15 protein-coding genes are annotated in these 15,378 nt (G+C 72.8%); 3 read left to right on the forward strand and 12 right to left on the reverse strand.

What is annotated here, in order from left to right:
• The first annotated feature begins 127 nt into the window (after positions 1-127).
• Positions 128-1,528 carry a S28 family serine protease gene (locus tag VFO68_RS13960; RefSeq protein WP_325158685.1) on the forward strand — a complete coding sequence of 467 codons (1,401 nt, stop codon included), beginning with the start codon at positions 128-130 and terminating at the stop codon, positions 1,526-1,528.
• 33 nt (positions 1,529-1,561) lie between these two features.
• On the opposite strand, the gene VFO68_RS13965 is transcribed toward VFO68_RS13960, so the two are convergent.
• On the reverse strand, positions 1,562-3,085 hold the full coding sequence (locus VFO68_RS13965) for an FAD-dependent monooxygenase (protein WP_325158686.1): 1,524 nt from the start codon (positions 3,083-3,085) through the stop codon (positions 1,562-1,564).
• Between the two features lie 105 nt (positions 3,086-3,190).
• Positions 3,191-3,811 (reverse strand): helix-turn-helix domain-containing protein, encoded by a 621-nt coding sequence (locus VFO68_RS13970; RefSeq protein ID WP_325158687.1) that lies wholly within the window; start codon positions 3,809-3,811, stop codon positions 3,191-3,193.
• Between the two features lie 103 nt (positions 3,812-3,914).
• Between VFO68_RS13970 and VFO68_RS13975 the strand changes: the two genes are divergently transcribed.
• The gene (locus VFO68_RS13975) at positions 3,915-4,604 is read left to right on the forward strand and encodes a helix-turn-helix domain-containing protein (protein ID WP_325158688.1); all 690 of its coding nucleotides are present in this window, start codon (positions 3,915-3,917) and stop codon (positions 4,602-4,604) included.
• Here VFO68_RS13975 and VFO68_RS13980 read toward each other — a convergent pair.
• Both VFO68_RS13980 and VFO68_RS13985 read right to left on the reverse strand, forming a co-directional pair.
• Entirely contained in the window at positions 4,601-5,053 is a 453-nt protein-coding gene (locus tag VFO68_RS13980) for an Lrp/AsnC family transcriptional regulator (protein WP_325158689.1), read from the reverse strand. The genes VFO68_RS13975 and VFO68_RS13980 overlap by 4 nt on opposite strands.
• Positions 5,050-6,174: a Xaa-Pro peptidase family protein gene (locus VFO68_RS13985; protein ID WP_325158690.1), complete on the reverse strand. Its 1,125-nt coding sequence runs from the start codon at positions 6,172-6,174 to the stop codon at positions 5,050-5,052. The genes VFO68_RS13980 and VFO68_RS13985 overlap by 4 nt, the downstream gene beginning before the upstream one ends.
• 45 nt (positions 6,175-6,219) lie before the next feature.
• Between VFO68_RS13985 and VFO68_RS13990 the strand changes: the two genes are divergently transcribed.
• A complete protein-coding gene (locus VFO68_RS13990; protein WP_325158691.1) occupies positions 6,220-7,149 on the forward strand; it encodes a 5'-3' exonuclease in 930 nt (309 codons plus the stop codon).
• Between the two features lie 7 nt (positions 7,150-7,156).
• On the opposite strand, the gene VFO68_RS13995 is transcribed toward VFO68_RS13990, so the two are convergent.
• From VFO68_RS13995 to VFO68_RS14030, 8 genes are all read right to left on the reverse strand, one after another.
• Positions 7,157-8,374, reverse strand: coding sequence for a GNAT family N-acetyltransferase (locus tag VFO68_RS13995; RefSeq protein ID WP_325158692.1), 1,218 nt, complete (start codon positions 8,372-8,374; stop codon positions 7,157-7,159).
• Positions 8,375-8,416: 42 nt separating this feature from the next.
• Positions 8,417-9,064, reverse strand: a complete 648-nt coding sequence (locus VFO68_RS14000; RefSeq protein WP_325158693.1) for a DUF4333 domain-containing protein — start codon at positions 9,062-9,064, stop codon at positions 8,417-8,419.
• A 130-nt stretch (positions 9,065-9,194) separates the two neighbouring features.
• Complete coding sequence (locus tag VFO68_RS14005; RefSeq protein ID WP_325158694.1) at positions 9,195-11,966, reverse strand: DEAD/DEAH box helicase; 2,772 nt, start codon at positions 11,964-11,966, stop codon at positions 9,195-9,197.
• Between the two features lie 28 nt (positions 11,967-11,994).
• Positions 11,995-12,909: an LLM class flavin-dependent oxidoreductase gene (locus VFO68_RS14010; protein ID WP_325158695.1), complete on the reverse strand. Its 915-nt coding sequence runs from the start codon at positions 12,907-12,909 to the stop codon at positions 11,995-11,997.
• Positions 12,910-12,940: 31 nt separating this feature from the next.
• The gene (locus tag VFO68_RS14015; RefSeq protein WP_325158696.1) at positions 12,941-13,828 is read right to left on the reverse strand and encodes a YegS/Rv2252/BmrU family lipid kinase; all 888 of its coding nucleotides are present in this window, start codon (positions 13,826-13,828) and stop codon (positions 12,941-12,943) included.
• A gap of 39 nt (positions 13,829-13,867) precedes the next feature.
• The gene (gene tatC, locus VFO68_RS14020) at positions 13,868-14,830 is read right to left on the reverse strand and encodes a twin-arginine translocase subunit TatC (protein WP_414635501.1); all 963 of its coding nucleotides are present in this window, start codon (positions 14,828-14,830) and stop codon (positions 13,868-13,870) included.
• Positions 14,831-14,847: 17 nt separating this feature from the next.
• Positions 14,848-15,117: a Sec-independent protein translocase subunit TatA gene (gene tatA, locus VFO68_RS14025; protein WP_325158697.1), complete on the reverse strand. Its 270-nt coding sequence runs from the start codon at positions 15,115-15,117 to the stop codon at positions 14,848-14,850.
• Positions 15,114-15,377: a bacteriophage holin gene (locus tag VFO68_RS14030; protein WP_325158698.1), complete on the reverse strand. Its 264-nt coding sequence runs from the start codon at positions 15,375-15,377 to the stop codon at positions 15,114-15,116. The genes tatA and VFO68_RS14030 overlap by 4 nt, the downstream gene beginning before the upstream one ends.
• Position 15,378 lies beyond the last annotated feature (1 nt).

The raw sequence follows: 15,378 nt of genomic DNA on the forward strand, positions 1-15,378 counted from the left end.
CACCCCCCGCTCCCGATTGCCGACACGCTGCCAACTTTCGGCGTCTATCCAGGGCTGTCCGCAATGGGCAAGACTCGCGCCTGGTCGGTCGCCAACCCAGCGACCCCCACACGCAAGGAGGGGTGGCGTGTCCATCCGGAGAGCCATCACCGCGATCCTGGCGCTGGTCGCGGGCGTCATCGGGCTGACAGTCGTTCCCGGCTCGGCCGCCGCCGAGGTCGACATCGCCGACCGGCTGCGGGCCGTCCCCGGGCTGACGATCGTGTCCGAGGCGCCGCCGCCGGCGCCGGGGATGCGCTTCTTCTTCCTCACCTACCGGCAGCCCGCGGATCACCTCAACTCGCAGGGCGCGACCTTCGAGCAGCGGTTCAGCCTGCTGCACCGCGCCACCGACCGGCCCATGGTGCTGCACACCACCGGCTACGACATGCCGGAGCGGGTCTTCCAGTCCGAACCGGCGCGGCTGCTCGAGGCCAACCAGATCTCCACCGAGCAGCGGTTCTTCAGCCCGTCCCGGCCGGACCCGGCCGACTGGACCAAGCTGAACATCTGGCAGGCCGCGACCGACCACCACCGCCTGATCAACGCGCTCAAGCCGATCTACACCGGCAACTGGATCAGTACCGGGGCGAGCAAGGGCGGCATGACCTCCGTGTACCACCGCCGGTTCTACCCCCGGGACCTGTCCGGCGTGGTCGCCTACGTGGCGCCCAACGACGTGGTGAACCGCTCCGACGAGGCCTACGACCGGTTCTTCGACGTCGTCGGCACCGACCCGGCCTGCCGCACGGCGCTGGCCAACATCCAGCGGGAGGCGTTCCTGCGGCGCACCGACCTGGTCAACATGTACGAGGCGTTCGCCCGGTCCGAGGGCCGCACCTTCAACCAGGTCTTCGGCACGGCCGACGCCGCGTTCGAGTTCGCCGTGCTGGACAGCCGGTGGGCGTTCTGGCAGTTCCTCGGCCAACCGTTCTGCAGCATCGTTCCGCCGACCACCGCCAGCACCCAGGAGATCTTCGAGTTCATCGACGGCACCGCTGGCTGGGCCTTCTACACCGACCAGGACATCCTGTTCTACTCGCCGTACTTCTACCAGGCGGCCACCCAGCTCGGCTGGCCCCAGCTGAAGTTCAGGCACGTGCGCGACCTGTTCCGGTACCCGGGTCTCTACAACGAGGCCAACTCCAGCCTGCCGGCCGAACTGCGGTCCCAGCACGACCCGTGGCCGATGACCGACATCGACCGGTGGGTCACCCGGGAGTCCAGCCAGATGCTGTTCATCTACGGGGCCAACGACCCGTGGGGCGGCGAACAGTTCCACCCCAGCGGCCGTGACTCGTACACCTACACCGCACCCGGTTCCAACCACGGCGCCAACATCTCCCGGCTCAACCCGGCCGATGCCGCCGCCGCCACCGCCACCCTCCGCCGCTGGGCCGGACTGTCCACCCTCACCACCTTCTCCGTGCCCCCCACCTATCCCGCGCTCGACTCCTTCAACCCCGACACCATCCGCCGCCCACTCTGAGACGGATCTCCGGCGCGGCCGACACCTCGTCGCTCAGGACGACAGGGTGTCGGCCGCGTCGTGCCCAGGCCCGAAGTGGGAGGTGAGTGAGGCGCGCAGCGTGTCGGCGTCCCCGGCGGACCAGGCGACGAAGCAGTCGGGGCGGACGAGCAACGCGGTCGCGGTCGTGCCCTGCAATGAGCCGGTGACCACGTCGACCCGGTCGCGCCAGGGCGCGGCGACCTCGGCATAGGTTCCGGTGGAGTCCAACAGCAACGGGCGCGCGGCGCGGGTCAGCTCGGCGAGGCGTACCGGGCCGTCCTCGCCGTGCACGACCACGTCGGGGGCGCAGCGGCCGGCCAACGGGTCGGCGGGGTCCGCGGGGTACCGGACGTCCGCGCCGGACATCAGCCCCGCGATGTGCCCGGTCACCTCCGGCTTGCGCAGCAACTCGGCGAACAGGTCCCGCAGGGCGGTGATCTCCTCGCCGGGGGCGATGAGCGCCGACTGGGCCTGCGTGGACATGACGACCCGTTCGGCGACGGGGCGACGCTCGGTCTCGTAGGTGTCGAGCAGGCCTTCCGGCGCCCAGCCGCGCACCGTGGCGGCAAGCTTCCAACCGAGGTTGACGGCGTCCTGCAGGCTCAGGTTGAGGCCCGGGCCGCCGATCGCGGGGTGCACGTGGGCGGCATCGCCGACCAGCAGCACCCGGCCGGCGCGATAGCGGGCGGCGACGCGGGTGTTGCCGCCGGTCAGCCGCCGCAGCAGGCCGGGGCCGTCGGGCGCGCCGATGGGGATGTCGGCGCCGAGCACCCGGGCGACGCTGGTGCGGAGCTCCGCCAGGTCCATCGGGGTCTCGTCGCTCGTCGGCACGTCGGGCCACTCGGTCGTGCTCAACATCGCCGGGCGGCCGGGGAACGGGGCCCAGACGATGAGACCGCGCGCGGTGCGGGTGTGCTGGAACGGCGGGACGACGCCATAGCCGGGGACCCGCAGGCCGCCGGTGCCGGGGTCGAGGAAGGACGCGGGGACGGTCACGGTGGCGGTGCGGGAGATCGACCGGTCGTTGGTGACGCCGGGAAAGTCGATGCCGGCGAGGCGGCGCACCGCGCTGCGGCCGCCGTCGGCGCCGACCAGGAACCGGGAGGTGAGCCGCCTGCCGTCGGCGAGGCCGACCTCGACCGCCTCGGGGCCCTGGCGGAGGTCGACGACCTCGTGGTCGCGGCGCACGTCGACGCCGAGCGCGGCGGCCCGGGCGGCGAGGGCGGCCTCGAGCCGGGCTTGCGGCACACCGAGCACGTAGTGCGGGTTCTCGTCGAGCATCGTGAGATCCAGCGGGAACGCGCCGAAGGTGAAGGCCGGCTGGGGCGAGGGAGGCGTGCTCTGGCCGCTGAGCCGCGCGTAGAGGCCGCGCCGGTCGAGCAGGCGGACGACCTGGCCGACGAGGCCGTTGGCGCGGGGCTCGCCCGCGGGCGCGGCGCGGCGTTCGAGGACGACGGGGTGGACGCCGGCAAGAGCCAGCTCGCAGGCGAGCATGAGGCCGTTGGGGCCGGCTCCGACGATGAGGACATCGATCATGATCGTGATTCCTTCCGGTGTGCGTCATCGCCACGGCGGGCGCGGCACGCGGCCGGCCCGCCGCGCGACGTGACGCGGCTGTGGGTGGAACGAAGATGCAGGGGCTTAGCCGGGCGGCTCCGGGAGCCCGGCGGCGACCTGGCCGAAGGCGTCGGTGATCAGGCGCTCGATCGGGGCGGGCGGGTCGGCGCTGTCGAGATAGTGCCGCACGGCGACGGCGACGGCGGCGCTGGCGGCCGCCGCGACGAGCCTCGGATACATGTCGGTGGCGAGGTCGGTGCCGGTGCGCTCGGCGACGGCGGCGGCCAACTCGGCCTCGGCGACCGCGGCGGCACGCAGCCGCTCGCCCTGCAGCGCGGGCTCGGCGAGCATGGCGCGCACGCCGGTCACCCACTGGGCGTGGGCGGGGGACGGCATCGCCTCGACCTCCGGGCCGCGGGTGAACTGCTCAAGCGCGGCCCGGGTGAGCGCCGCCCAGAGCGGTTCGCCGGCGGGGCGTTCGCGCAGCGCGGCGGCGGTGCGCAGGCTGCGGTCGAGGTGGCGGGAGGCGATCGCCTCGGCCTTGCTGGAGAAGTAGTTGTTGAACGTGCGGGGGGAGACCCCGGCCGCCTCGGCGATGTCCTCGACCCGGACGTTGTCGTAGCCGCGCTCCGCGGTGAGGTGGATCGCGGCCCAGCCGAGCGCCGCCCGCGTCTCGGCCTTCTTGCGCTCCCGCAGCCCTGTCATGCCACCACGCTAGCACTAATTGCGTGACACGCAAAGATGCGCGCCACGCAATTTGTTCGACAGGTCGGCCGGGGCCGACAGTTGGGTCGCCTAGCGTGAGGGGATGGAGAACGTTGCCATGGCAGAGGTGGCCGCGGTGTTGGCGGAGCCGGCGCGGGCCGCGATGTGTCTGGCGCTGATCGACGGGCGGGCCTGGACCGTGGGTGAGCTGGCCCGGGTCGCCGGCGTCGCGCCGTCCACGGGAAGCGAACACGTGGGACGGTTGGTGGCGGCCGGGTTCGTGGAGTCATTGCGGCAGGGGCGGCACCGCTATGTGCGGATCACCGATCCCCGGGTGGCGGAGTTGATCGAGCGGTTGTCGGAGCATGCCGGGCAGCGGCCGGCCACGACGCTGCGGGCCTCGCTGCGGGCCCGGCGGCTCGCGGTGGCGCGAACCTGTTACGACCACCTGGCCGGACGGTTGGGCGTGCTGCTGCGGGACGGGATGGTGCGCCTCGGGCTGGTGGACACCAGCAGCGGTTTGGTGGTCACCGCGACGGGACGGCGGGCGTTGGACTCGCTGGGCGTGGTGGCGCCGGCCGGCAACGGGCGGCCGGTGCTGCGGGACTGTCTGGATTGGACGGAACGGCGGGAGCACCTGGCCGGCACGGTTCCGGCCGCACTGCTCGCCCGGGCGGTGGACGCCGGGTGGTTGGAGCGGGCGGACGACCGGTCGGTGCGGGTTCGGCAGACCGCGGCGGACCCGTTCGCCACGCTGGGGGTCGACATCTCCGAGGTCTCGGCGGACCGCTAAAGGGCGGGAGCGCGGCCTTCGAACGGCGTGGATAAGACGACCGTGGTGCGGGTGGAGACCTTGGCCGCCTCACGGATGCGGCGCAGAAGGTCCTCGAGGGCGGCGGGCGAGGCCACCCGGACGAGCAGCACGTAGGACTCCGCGCCGGCCACCGAGTAGCACGACTCGATCTCGCCGATGTGTTCCAGGCGTTGCGGGTAGTCGTCGGGGACCGCGGGGTCGATCGGGGTCAGGGAGATCAGCGCGGTCAGCGGGAGGCCGACCGACTCGGCGCTGAGGCGGGCGTGGTAGCCCTGGATCACCCCGCGGTGCTCCAGCCGCCGGACTCGCTGGTGCACGGCGGAAACACTGAGACCGACGCGCTCGGCCAGGTCGGTGAAGCTGCACCGGCCGTCCCCGGCCAGTTCCTTGGCGATCGCGCGGTCGATCGACTCGAGTTCCTCGGTCACCCAGGCAACATAACCAATTCGTGCGGTTGGTTGTTCAACGACTCGACCCCGTCGGGGGTCACCACGACGATGTCCTCGATCCGGGCGCCCCACCGGCCGGGCAGATAGATGCCGGGTTCGACGCTGAACGCCATGCCCGGCTCGACCGCGATCCGGTTGCCGCTGACGATGTAGGGGTCCTCGTGCACGTCCAGCCCGATCCCGTGACCGGTGCGGTGGATGAAGTTCGGCCCGAACCCGGCCTCGGCAATGACCTTCCGCGCCACCGCGTCCACGTCCTCGGCGCGCACTCCCGGCCGCACCGAGTCGACGGCGGCCCGCTGCGCCTCCTGCAGCACCGCGTAGGTCTGCGCCACGTCGGTGTCCCGGGGCGTGCCGATCGAGTAGGTCCGGGTGGAGTCGGAGTTGTAGCCCTCGGCCACCGGACCACCGATGTCGATCACCACGACGTCACCGGACTCGACCACCCGCTCGGAGACCGTGTGGTGCGGGCTGGCGCCGTTCGGCCCGGAGCCGACGATGACGAAGTCGGCCCGCACGTGGCCTTCCTCGACGATCGCGGCGGTGATGTCCGCGGCGATCGCGGCCTCGGTCCGGCCCGCGCGCAGCCACTCCGCCATCCGGGCGTGCACCCGGTCGATCGCCGCGCCGGCCCGGCGCAACGCCTCGATCTCCAGGTCGTCCTTGCGCATCCGCAGTTCCCGCAGCACCGGCCCGGCCAGGGTCTGCTCGGCCGACGGCACCGCGGCGCGCAGCCCGAGCACGTGCAGCGCCGGCATGACGTCGGCGACCGCCAGCCGCGCCGGCCGGCCCAGCCGCCCGGCCACCAGCGCGTACGGGTCCTCACCGTCCACCCACGTGGCCAGCTCGACGCCCAGTTCGTCGAACGGGATCGCGTCGTAACCGGGCGCCTCCAGCCGGGGCACCACCAGCACCGCAGGCCCCTCGCCGGCCGGCAGCACCAGGCAGGTGAGCCGTTCGAAGGAGTGGCCGGAACCGCCGAGCAGGTACCACAGATCCGAACCGGGGGCGATCAGCAGCGCGTCGACACCGGCCGCCCCGGCCGCCGTCCGGGCCCGGTCCAGGCGCGCCCGCAAGGCGCTGGAATCCTTGGTGGACATGGCGGACAGCCTAGTCCCGGGCCGGTTGTGGCAGGCTTCGGGATCGTGACCGCTCCCCTCGCCCTGCTGGACTCGGCCAGCCTGTACTTCCGGGCCTACTACGCCCTACCCGACTCGATGACCGCGCCGGACGGGACGCCGGTGAACGCGGTGCGCGGCTTCGCCGACGCGATCGCCCGGGTGTTGACCGAACGGCGGCCGGCGCGGCTGGTGGCCTGTCTGGACGCGGACTGGCGGCCGGCCTTCCGGGTGGCGGCACTGCCCTCCTACAAGACCCACCGGGTGGCCGACCCGAAGGCGAACATCGAGGAGGTGCCGGACACGCTCACCCCGCAGATCCCGATCATCCTGGACCTGCTGGACGCGGTGGGTCTGGCGACCGCGTTGGCGCGCGGGTACGAGGCCGACGACGTGATCGGCGCGCTGGCCGCCCGGGAGCGCACCGACCCGGTGGAGGTGATCACCGGCGATCGAGACCTGTTCCAGGTCGTGCGGGCGCAACCCACCCCGGTCAGCGTGGTCTACGTGGGCGGCGGTTGGGCCAAGGCGCAGACCCTGGGCCCGGCCGAGGTCGCCGCGCGCTACGGGCTGCCGGTCGACAACGCCGGCCCGGCCTACGCGGACATGGCGGCGCTGCGCGGCGACCCCTCCGACGGGCTGCCCGGCGTGGCCGGCATCGGCGAGAAGACCGCCGCCAAGCTGATCACCCGGTTCGGGTCGCTGGAGGGCCTGGTGGCGGCTGCCGCGCTGGACGACTCGCCGGTGCCGCAGCGCTGGCGCACCGCGCTGGCCGACGAGGCGCGCTACGTCGCGGCCGCACCGCTGGTGGTGCGGGTCGCCGTGGACGCGCCGGTCGAGCTGAGCGGGGCCGACCGGGTGCCGGCCAAGCCCCGTGACCCCGATCGGGTGCGCGACCTGCAGGAGCGGTGGAACCTGAGCACCTCGGTGGACCGGCTGCTGAGCGCGCTCGGTTAGCGGCCGGTCAGAACATCGTCGAGCACATGGCGGCGGTGGGGCTGGCGAACAGCCGGTCGGCGTGCGGGACGGCGTCCGGGTCGGCCACCTCGATCCGGCCGGCGGTGGCCAGCGTGCTGGCCGGCCAGGCGCCGAGGTAGAGCATGGCCAGCGCCTCGACGTCCAGCACCAGGCCGGGCGGTTCGGTGGTCGGCTCCGTCCCGTGTGGACTGATCCGGTAGCGGCCGGAGTTGGCCGGCAGCAACCGGTCCCGCACGTCGAGCACGACCGGTTCGGCGGTGCCGTAGGTTCGCCCGGCCAGCGCGCGCGGCACGTCCACCAGCCGCAGCCACAGGCCCTCCTCGAACGTGGTCCGCACGGCGCGCGGATCGGTGAGCATCGCCGGCAGCGGCTCCTCGATCGACCGGGCCCAGGCGAAGATCTCGTCGACCAGGTCCACCCCGAGCAGATACCGCCACAGGCCGGTGGCCGCGGTCGCGGTCGCGGTCTGGAAGTCCCGGATCCGCAACGTCGCACAGTTGCCCGCGGCGAACTCCGAGCGCTCCTCGCTGACGGAGTAGGTCACGAACCCGGTCGCGCCGTCCGGATCGCTGTGCACGGCGACGAGCAGGTTGTCCTCGGTGCCACGGAGCCGCTTCTCATAGGCGAGCGCCCACCAGCCCGCCGAGCGGGACATCAGGCCCGGGCGGGTCGGCAGCGCCCGCTCGTAGATGGCCGGCACCAGCCGCAGCGCCTCGTCCGGGTCCACCAGGCGCACCTGCCCCAGCCGGGGAACGTCGGCGCGCAGGGTCGCGGCCCGGCGGTTGATCCGGAGGTTGCCGGCCCGGATGGCCATGCCGTAACCGAAGCGGCCGTAGATCGGCGCTTCGGTGGCATGCAGTCCGGCCAACGGCTCACCGCGCTCATGGGCGTCGGCGAGCGCGGCGGTCATCAGTTCGGTCAGCACACCGCGGCGGGTGTGGTCGGCCCGCACGCCGACCCCGGTCACCGCCGCCATCGGCAGCGCACCGCCGCCGGGCAGGGTCAGCCTCGACCCCCAGGTGACCGCGGCGCCGATCAACTGCCCGTCGGAGAAGGCGCCCTGGGTGCGTCCGGGCTCGTAGGAGCGGGACCAGTACCGCCACTTCTCGTCGGACAGCGGCGCCATGTGCAGCGCCCCCAGGAAGACGGTGCTCGCGGTGCGCAGCTCCGACTCCTCGACGGGCCGCACCGTGAAATCACTCATCCGGCGATGATGCCGACTCTTCGGGGCGAAGGCGACCGGTTTCTACTTGTCGCGCGGGGTGCCGACCTCGTACTCGCCGTCGTCGTTGCGGACCGTGATGTCCACGACCTGCTCCTTGGGGTTGTCCCCACCGAGCTTGACCGTGCAGCTGAACTTGACGCCCTGCTTGACTTCCTGGTTCGCCGGGCAGTCGATGCTCTGGATCTGGTCGTTCTGCACGCCATAGCTCGCGGTGAGCACCTTGCGCACGCCGTTGTCGCCTTCCAGCGCCGACTCGTCGAAGACCTTCTTGACGAAGAAGCCGGGATAGACCAGGCCGAGGATGACCACCGCGCCGGCGGCCAGCACCACGACGGCCACCAGGATCCAGATCCAGGCGTTGCTCTTGCGCTTGGGCGGGGCGCCGGGATAGCCGCCCGGCTGCTGCCCGTACGGGTTGTACGGCTGCTGCTGGGTGGGCTGCCCGTAGCCGCCGTAGGGCTGCTGGCCGTAACCGCCGTAGGGCTGCTGAGGTTGCTGGGGCTGCTGGCCGTAACCGCCGGACGGGTAGCCGCCGGACGGCGTGCCCTGGGCCGGGAATCCGCCGGACGGGGTGCCCGGGTGAGGCTGCTGACCGCCGTACGGCGCAGGCTGCTGCCCCCACTGTTGCTGCGGATCGTTGCCACCGGCAGGCCCGTAAGGGCTGGTCATCGTTCTCCTCCGCATACAACGTCGCAAGGACGGGCGGCATCTCCCACTGCGTACGCCCGCTGCGCGATCAAACCACAGCCGGCCAGGTTTTCCCTACCCGACCCCAAAGCTTTTGCCAACCCGTTGGACATCAGGCGGTGCCCAGCGCGACGACACCGCGCCGGATCGCCCGGACGGCCTTGGCGGCCACCGCGCCGACCTGCTCGTCCGGACCGAGGACGTCCCGGATCTGGTCGAGCAGGTCGATGACCTGGCGGCACCAGCGCACGAAGTCTCCCGCGGAGAACTCGCTGCCGGCCGACTCGGCGGCGGCGATCACCTTCTCCAGGGACTCGCCCCGCGCCCACCGGTACACCGTCCACGCGAAGTTGGCGTCCGGCTCCCGGGTCCGCTCCAACCGGTGCCGCCGCTCGTCGTCCTCCAACTCGGCCCACAGCCGGGCGGTCACGGCCAGGGCGTCGGCGACCGCCCCGCCGGGCACCCGCGCCTCGCCGGGGCTGTCCCGGCGTGACTCGTAGACCAGCGCGGAGACCACGGCGGCCAGTTCGGCCGGACCGAGGCCCCGCCACACGCCCTGCCGCAGGCATTCGGCGGCGAGCAGGTCGGACTCGCTGTAGAGCCGGGCGAGCATCCGGCCGTGCTCGGTCACCTCGCCGTCGCGGCCGGCGGCGAGGTAGCCGCGTTCGGCCAGCAGCCCCCGGATCCGGTCGAACTGCCGGGCCAGCGAGTGCGTGGTGGCCGCCACCCGCGTCTCCAACTGTTCGGTCTCGGCGGCCAGCCGGTGGTAGCGCTCGGCCCAGCGGGCGTGGTCCTCCCGCTCGGTGCAGCCGTGACAGGGATGCGCGCGCAGCGCCCGGCGCAGCGCCGCCAGTTCGCCGTCCTCGCCGTCGGACGAGCGGCGGCGCGCCCGGCCCGGCGGCTCGATGCCGGGGTTGTGCAGGGTGGCGGCCAGGTCCCGGCGCGAGCGCGGCGAGCGCACGTCGACCTGTTTGGGCAGCTTGACCCGGCCCAGCGGCTCGACCGGGGCCGGGAAGTCGGCCACCGACAGCCGGCCGGCCCAGCGGTCCTCGGTGACCACCAGCGGACGCGGGTCGGCGACCGGGTCGAGCCCGGGGTCCACGACGATGGCCAGGCCCGAGCGCCGGCCGGCCGGGATGGCGATCACGTCGCCCTTGCGCAGCCGCTCCAGGGAGCGCGCCGCCTCGGCCCGCCGGGCCACGGTGTTCTGCCGGGACAGCGCCTTCTCGCGGTCGCTGATCTGCCGGCGCAGCCGGGCGTACTCGGTGAAGTCGCCGAGGTGACAGGTCATCGGCTTGGCATAGCCGGAAAGCGCCTCGTGGTTGCGGTCGATCCGCCGGGCCAGGCCCACCACCGAGCGGTCGGCCTGGAACTGCGCGAAGGACTGCTCCAGCAGCTCCCGGGCCGCCTCGGCGCCGACCCGGTCGACCAGGTTGACCGCCATGTTGTAGCCGGGGCGAAACGACGAGCGCAGCGGGTAGGTGCGGGTCGAGGCGAGGCCCGCGACCTGCCGCGGGTCGACCCCGGGCTGCCAGACCACGACCGCGTGGCCCTCCACGTCGATGCCTCGCCGGCCGGCCCGCCCGGTCAGCTGGGTGTACTCCCCCGGCGTGAGCTCGACGTGCGCCTCGCCGTTGTACTTGACCAGGCGTTCCAGCACCACGGTCCGGGCCGGCATGTTGATGCCCAGCGCCAGCGTCTCGGTCGCGAAGACCACCTTGACCAGGCCCCGGACGAACAACTCCTCGACGGTCTCCTTGAACGCCGGCAGCAACCCGGCGTGGTGGCTGGCGAAGCCGCGCTCCAGGGCCTCCCGCCACTCCCAGTAGCCCAGGACACCGAGGTCGGCGTCGGGCAGTTCGCGGGTCCGGGAGTCCACGATGCGGCGGATCTCCTCGACCTCCACGTCGGTGTTGAGCCGCAGGCCGGAGCGGGTGCACTGGACGACGGCCGCGTCGCAGCCGGCCCGGCTGAACACGAACACGATGGCCGGCAGCAGACCGGCGCCGTCCAGCCGCTGCACCACGTCGACCCGGGACGGCGGGCGGAACCGCGACCCGCGCGGTGGTGGGCGGCGGCCCCGCTGCCGGGGGCCCTGCCAGCCCGCCTGCAGCCGGCCGACGTCGTCGGCCCGGCGCAGCAGCTCGGGGTTGATCTTCGCCTCGCCGTCGGCGTCCGCACCGGCGAACAGGTCCAGCATCCGGCCGCCGACCAGCATGTGCTGCCAGAGCGGCACCGGGCGGTGCTCGTCCACCACGACGGTGGTGTCGCCGCGCACCTCGACCAGCCACTCGCCGAACTCCTCGGCGTTGCTGACCGTCGCCGACAGGCTGACCAGCCGGACCCACCGGGGCAGGTGCAGGATCACCTCCTCCCACACGGCGCCGCGGAACCGGTCGGCGAGGTAGTGCACCTCGTCCATCACCACATACCCGAGTCCGTCCAAAGTGGACGACCCGGCGTAGATCATGTTGCGCAGCACCTCGGTGGTCATCACCACCACCGGCGCGTTGCCGTTGACCGACGTGTCCCCGGTCAGCAGCCCGACGGTTTCCGGCCCGTAGCGGGCCAGCAGGTCGGCGTACTTCTGGTTGGACAACGCCTTGATCGGCGTGGTGTAGAAGCACTTGCGGCCCTCGGCGAGGGCGAGGTGCACGGCGAACTCGCCGACGACGGTCTTGCCGGCGCCGGTCGGTGCGCACACCAGCACGCCGTGCCCCTGCTCCAGCGCCGCGCAGGCCTGCGACTGGAACGGGTCGAGCTCGAAGGAAAGGTCCCTGGCGAACTCGGCCAGCCGCGGCATTGCTGCGCGCCGCTGCGCCGCCGCATAGGCCTCGGCCGGAGATGAAGAAGTGCTGGCGGCCACCTCAACAGGCTTCCACATCTCGCGCCGCGGCGTCCGGCCGAGGCCCTCAACCAGCGAGAAGAGCGGCCCGCGCGGTGGCGACCAGGTCGTACTGCCCGCGGACGTCGGCGTGCACGGCGGCGATCACGAAGTGGCTGACCCCGGCCGCCGCGTACTCGGCCATGCGTTCGGCAAGCTGTTCGGGCGGCCCGCTCACCGCGACCTGCTCGGCGTAGTCCCGAGGCATGCCGTAGGTCTTGGTGAGGTACCGGACGGCGGCGTCGCCGGGGGTGGCGCCGGGGGCCGTGAGCTGGCCGAACACGATCATCCCGACGGCCGGCGCCGTGGTCCCGGCCTCGCCGGCCAGGGCGTCGAGCTTCCCGGCGACGTCCGGCACCACGCTCGGCGGCACGAACGAGCCCAGCCAGCCCTGCGCGCCGATCCGCACCGCCCGGCGCAGCGCGGCCTCCGACATGCCGCCCACCCACAGCGGCGGCACGGGCACGCCCGGAGCCAGGGTCACCTCGGGCTGCTCCGGCTCGGTGGCCAGCCGGGTGGGCTCGCCGGCCAGCAGGCCGGGCAGGTAGTCCAGGATGGCGTCGGTGCGCCGGCCGCGGCCCGTGGTCGGGACGCCGGCCGCGACCCACTCCTGCGGCCACTGCCCGCCGACGCCCACCCCGAGCCGCAACCGGTTGCCGGAGATCAGTTGCAGGGAGCCGATCTGCTTGGCGGCCCACGCGGGATGGCGCAGGGCGAGCAGCATCACGCCGTAGCCGAGCGCGATCCGCTCGGTCGCCGTCGCCGCGGCGGTCAGCGCCACCGTGCTGTCCACGAACGGCGCGCCGGTGGTCAGGTGATCGCCCGCCCAGGCGGCGTCCAGGCCGGCGTCCTCGGCATGCCGGGCCGCGCCGGCGATGTCGGGGCGCGCCGAGGCGTGGCGGTCGAGGAACACCGGTAACGAGACACCCACCTCGAGCGCCATGGACTCCCCTTCCCTCAGCGCGGTCGTGCGGTCAGCCGATGATCGTCAGGGCGCCGGGGACACAGCCGACCGCCAGCGGCAGCGGTCCGATCCGCTCGCCGTCGGCGTAGGCGACCCAGCCGTTGTCCTCGCCGAGCCGGACCCGCTTGGCGCGCAGCGTGGTGACCATCGGATGGTCGATGTGCCGGCCGCGCCGCACCCTCGGCATCATCCGGAGCAGGTCACGCCGCCGAGCCTTGCCGACCACGGTCACGTCGAACAGCCCGTCGGCCGGGTTGGCCTCCGGGCAGATCGGGATGCCGCCGCCGTAGAACCGGGTGTTGCCGACCGAGACCATCGTCGCGTCGAGCTCGATGCGCTCCCCGGTGGTCTCCACGACCAGCGGGTAGGGCCGCAGCGCCGCCAGTTCCGCGATGGTGGCCAGGTCGTAGCGCCGGGGGCCGTGCGGCCAGCGCATCCGGTTGGCCCGCTCGTTCACCGCGGAGTCGAACCCGGCGCACAGCACCGTGGCGAACCAGCGGTCCTCGCCGATCCGACCGAGGTCCAACCGCCGCCGCCGGCCCTCCCGCAGCGCGCCGACCAACGCCTCCGCCGCGGCCAGGGTGCCCATCGGGCCGCCCAGCGCCCGGACGAAGTCGTTGCCGGTGCCGGCCGGGACCACGCCCAGCGCGATGTCGGTGCCGGCGCAGAACTGAACCGCCTGATGAGCCGAGCCGTCGCCGCCGAGCACGATCAGCGCGTCCAGGCCGCGGTCACGGGCCTGGTCCATCAGCGCCCGGGCCGCCTCGACGGTGTCCGCGGTGACCACATCGAGCCGGTCGACCGCCGCCCGCAGCCGGTCGGCGACCGCCGTGGCGAGCCGCCCGCCGGCGCCGTGCCCCGAGCCGCCGTGCACGGCCAGTGCCGCTCGTATGCCCACTCGATCTCCGCCGGTCAGCCTCAGGTCACCCGGTCAACCTCAGGTCACATCGTCCAGGCCGGCTCGGGCCTCCGGCGTCGGGCTCGGCTGGACAGGCTCCGGACTGTAGTTCATCGGACTGGGCTCGTCATCGCTCAATTCGCCGAAGCCCTCGGCGGCCTCGCGGGCCGCCTTGCGCCGGTCGTGGATCCGGGCGACCTGGATCGCCACCTCCAACAGCACGGTCAGGGCCACGGCGAGCGCGATCATGGAGACCGGGTCGGTGCCGGGGGTGGCGAACGCGGCGAAGACGAACAAGCCGAACAGGATGCCGCGGCGGTGCCGTTTGAGGGCGTTGTAGGAGACGATGCCGACCCGGTTGAGCATCACGACCAGCAGCGGCAGTTCGAAGCAGACCCCGAAGATCAGCAGCATGACCAGGACGAACGAGATGTAGTCGTTCGCGGCCAGGGCCGTGATGAAGTTGTCGCCACCGAAGTTGACCAGCACCTCGAGGCCCTTGGGCACCACGAAGTAGGCCAGCGCCGCGCCGCAGGCGAACAGCGCGCTGCCGAAGGCGACGAAGGTCAGCGCGAACTTGCGTTCCCGGGCGTAGAGCCCGGGGGTGATGAACGCCCAGACCTGATACAGCCACAAGGGCGCGGTGAGCACCGCGCCTGCGGCGACACCCACCTTGAACTGGATCAGGAACGCCTCGAACGGCTGCGTCTGCAGCAGCTGGCACTGGCCGGGGTTCGGCTCGAACCGCACCTCGGGTGCGGGCAGTGCACAGTACGGCCCGGTCATCAGGTCGCCGAGCGACGGAATCGGGCCGATCTTGTTACCGAACCACAGAAAGCCCAGTACGCCGCCGAGCAGGATGAAGAGAACGGCCAGGCCCAACCGGTGCCGGAGCTCGTAGATATGGTCCCGCAACGTCATGGTGCCGTCGGGGTTGTGCCGACGACTACGGGTCCGCCTCTGCTCGCGGCGGCTGGCCCGGGTCTCCGGATCGCGTGCCACCGCCTCGCCCGTTTCTCTCAGCTGACGTTCTTGTTCGCCTGGGTCTGCTCAATCGGCGGCGCGACCACGGGCACCTGCGGCTGGGCCTGGGGCAGCTGGGCCTGCGGCCGGGCGGCCGGCTCGTCCTTGGCATCCGCGTCTTCGTCGTTGCGCATGCCCTTGGTCTCGGCCTTGAGGATCCGCATCGACTGGCCGAGTGAACGCGCCATCGCCGGCATCTTCCGTGCGCCGAACAACAACACGATCACCACTGCGATGATCAGAATCTCCCACGGTCCCAAGTTCACGGCCGTCCTCCTGTCTGTGCTGGCTCCCCCGATGGTACGCGGGCGGGGTCCCCCTCTATTCGTACGCGCCGCCGTTGCCGGATTGCTACCCCCAAGGCCCCCCTACGTGCGCGCAGCAGGCCGGAGCGGTTGTCCAGTTGGCGGACGACCACGCTGGTCGTGCGCTGGAACCGCCGGGCGGACCGGCGGGTCGGCGCCAGGACGGCGAGCAGCACCACCAGGGCGGCGACCGCCAGCGCGCCGGCGAGCAGGGCAGGCACG

The sequence above is a fragment of the Actinophytocola sp. genome (assembly GCF_035712165.1).
Taxonomy (GTDB): domain Bacteria; phylum Actinomycetota; class Actinomycetes; order Mycobacteriales; family Pseudonocardiaceae; genus DASYTH01.